Here is a 2,955-nt window from a genome sequence, read left to right on the forward strand (position 1 = left end):
ACGGGCCCGCGACCGTGCGCCGTACGGGAGGGGCAGCCCCTCCGGCGCGGGCCCGCGGCGTGACACCGCCCGCACGACGCGCCCGTCGCACGGTCCCGCCGCTGTACGGCATCGCCGTGCGGCGGCTGCCGCGCGGTCCGCGCCGCACGCCGGCGGGCGGGGTGCCGCCGGCTCGGGCGGCCTCACCGGGGACGTGTCCCGCCCGACGCGACCCCCGCAGCGCGGGCGGCCTCCGCAGGGGCGCGCCGGTCCGGTGCTGCCCCTCGCGGGGCGGGGCGCCCGCCGGGCGCGCCGGGTCCGGCGTGGCGCCCGCGGGTCAGGACACCTTCGCCGGGGACGCCGCCGCCAGGCCGTAGCGCCACAGGTAGTCCACCCGCTGGCGCTCCTGCTGGTTCGGGACGGCGTTCTGGCAGGACGGCCCCGGGCCTCCGCCCGACATGAGCTCGCTGCACGGCCCCGAGTAGCGGTCCGGGAGGCCGAGGACGTGACCGGTCTCGTGCGCGGTCACCCGGGTCGAGTTGTAGATCTGGTTCTGCCGGTAGTCCAGGAAGATGTACCCGCGGCCGTGTCCGTCGGTACTCGCGTACGAGCCGCGCGAGTCGTTGCCCTCGTAGTAGCGGAAGTCGGGGTTGCTGCCCTCCTGGAGCTTCACGTTGCTGACCGAGCTGTTCCAGATCTGCGTGGAGCGCGCTATCTGCGTGCGGAAACTGGGCGCGTTCGCGGCCGAGTAGACCACGGTGACCGCCTGCGCGCCCGGGTTCGCCGCCCGCTTCTTCGCGACCGACTCCATGACGGCCTCGAAGAACGCCTTGTTGGCCTGCGCGTTCTCGGCGGAGCCGGCGTACGCGGCGAATCCCGCCGCCGCGACGGAGGGCGCAGCGGCGGAAGGCGTGGCCGCGGTGGCCGAGGCGGCCGGCAGCGCCGCGCACGCGGCGGCGACACCGAGCGCGGTCGCCAACACCGACTTCAGGTACGTGGTGGGGGGCTTCATGGGGGGCTCCTTCGTCTGTCCGCCCGGACGGCTGGGTGGGCGCGTCCGGCTGCGACAGAGTGTCGGGCAGGCCCCGGCCGGTGCGGAATGATGCCAAGTGGCGATAGCACGAACGCATCACCCCCCTCAACTCCCTTAAGACTGACCGGAAATGGCGGCGCGGGAGCGTCTGGTGCGTCGCACCGGCACCCCCCTACGCTCAGGGCATGGAGCTGGAGGTGAGACACCTGCGGGCGCTGTGCGCCATCGCGGACACGGGCAGCCTGCACAAGGCCGCGCGCCACCTCGGCATGACGCAGCCGTCCCTCACCACCCAGCTCCGGCGCATCGAGAACGCCCTCGGCGGCGCCCTCTTCACCCGCGGCCGCACCGGCTGCCGCCCCACACCGCTCGGCCGCACCGTCCTCGGCCGCGCCCGGCCCCTCGTCGCGCAGATGGCACTGCTGGTCACCGAGACCCGCACGGCAGCCGCCCGCACCGACGGCGCCCGGCTGCGCGTCGGCTCCACCGCGAGCCGGGCCCTCGCCGGCTGGCTGCGCCGGCTCCGGCAGCGGCTGCCCGGCACCGACGTCACCCTGCACATGGACGTCTCGGCCGGCGCCCTGCTCCACGCCGTCGCCGCGGGCCAGCTCGACCTGGCGTTCGTCCACGAGGTGGAGGGCTGCCCGCTGCGCGTCCCGCACGGCCTGCGCGCACGCGTCCTCGTCGAGCGGGAGCCGCAGTTCGTGTCCATGGCCCCCGACCACCCGGCCGCCGCCGCCCAGGTCGTCGACCTCGCGGACCTGGCACAGGACCGCTGGATGGTCGACCCCAGCGTCGACGGCGAGTGGGACGGCCTGCGCCGGGTCCTCGGCGCCGCCGGGATCGACCCGCCCCTGATGTGCGCCGACTACCACACGGCGGCCTCGCTCATCGTCGTCGGCGAGGCCGTCGCCCCCTGCCAGCCGACGTCCGGCCCCCGCGACGACATGGCCATCCGGCCGCTGCGGGACGACCCGCTGGCCGTACGGCTGCTCCTCTACCACCGGGCGCCCGACGGGCAGCAGCCCGCGTACGACACGGCGTACGCCGAACTGGCCGCCGCCTACCGCGAGGCCGCCCTGCAGGCCGGGCCGTACCGGCAGTGGCTGCTGCGCCACGGATCCCCGCTGCTGTGCCCGGGGTGAGCCCTGGCGCGGTACCCCGCGGCCAGCCCGCGCCCTGCCGCCCTGCCGTACCCGGGGGCTCACACGGGGTGGCGGGGATGAGCCGCGGTGGCGATCTCGGAGGCAGGGCGCAGCGGGGCCCGGAGGAGCTCGGGGCGGCACGCGCCGGTGCACCGCCCGACCGGGCAGCACCCGCCCCTTGCCGGCTGCCGACCCGTACCGGCGGACAGTGGTGGAGCCACCACACGATCGGCTCACACACCGTGCGGCGCCCCCGCCCCGACCTGCCCTTACTATCCCGTCGTGGCAGTGGAACTCACGGACGAGCTGATCGAACTGGAGCGCGCGGCCTGGGCGGAACAGCAGGCGGGCGCCCTCACGGTGGAGACGGCGGCGAAGGTGCAGGCGGCCGTCACCGCCCACGCCCATGCCACCGGTCAGAACCGCTACGAGGTCGAAACGGCCCTCAAGAAAGCCGTCCGCCACCCCGCCCCCGGCCCGGACTCCGACTGACAGTGAGGATGTGACGTGGTGACGCTGCGGGTGGGTCTGACCCTCCGACTTAGAGGGTGTCTCACGTGGTGATCCTTGTGAGCTTCTTGTAGCAGGTCAGAGCGGCGGCCAGGCCGAGGAAGGCGAGGAAGTGCGAGCCCTTTCGCTCGTATCGGACGGTGAGGCGGCGGTAGCCGAAGAGTCAGGCGTCGACCTTTCGATCTTCCAGCGGTGCCGGCGGAGCCGTTCGCTCGACTCGATGCCCGGGCGGGCGATGCGCGGGATGATTCCGCGTTCGCGCAGCCAGGCGAGGTGGTCGGCGGAGAA

Annotated in this window: 3 protein-coding genes and 1 pseudogene; 2 read left to right on the forward strand and 2 right to left on the reverse strand. The window is 74.8% G+C overall.

All coding sequences use genetic code 11. The annotated features are described in order from the left end of the window. Positions 1 to 316: 316 nt before the first annotated feature. Complete coding sequence (snpA, locus tag BJP40_RS02295) at positions 317 to 991, reverse strand: snapalysin (protein WP_071278206.1); 675 nt, start codon at positions 989 to 991, stop codon at positions 317 to 319. Between the two features lie 206 nt (positions 992 to 1,197). On the opposite strand from snpA, the gene BJP40_RS02300 reads away from it, so the two are divergent. Together BJP40_RS02300 and BJP40_RS02305 are read left to right on the forward strand one after the other, a co-directional pair. Continuing rightward, positions 1,198 to 2,157, forward strand: coding sequence for a LysR family transcriptional regulator (locus tag BJP40_RS02300; RefSeq protein ID WP_071278208.1), 960 nt, complete (start codon positions 1,198 to 1,200; stop codon positions 2,155 to 2,157). A 282-nt stretch (positions 2,158 to 2,439) separates the two neighbouring features. Next, positions 2,440 to 2,649 carry a hypothetical protein gene (locus tag BJP40_RS02305; protein WP_079169424.1) on the forward strand — a complete coding sequence of 70 codons (210 nt, stop codon included), beginning with the start codon at positions 2,440 to 2,442 and terminating at the stop codon, positions 2,647 to 2,649. Positions 2,650 to 2,710: 61 nt separating this feature from the next. Here BJP40_RS02305 and BJP40_RS34815 read toward each other — a convergent pair. Next, positions 2,711 to 2,955 (reverse strand): annotated as a pseudogene (locus BJP40_RS34815) (IS5/IS1182 family transposase); the annotation flags it as partial.

The organism is Streptomyces sp. CC53 (genome assembly GCF_001865245.1).
Classification (GTDB): Bacteria; Actinomycetota; Actinomycetes; order Streptomycetales; family Streptomycetaceae; genus Streptomyces.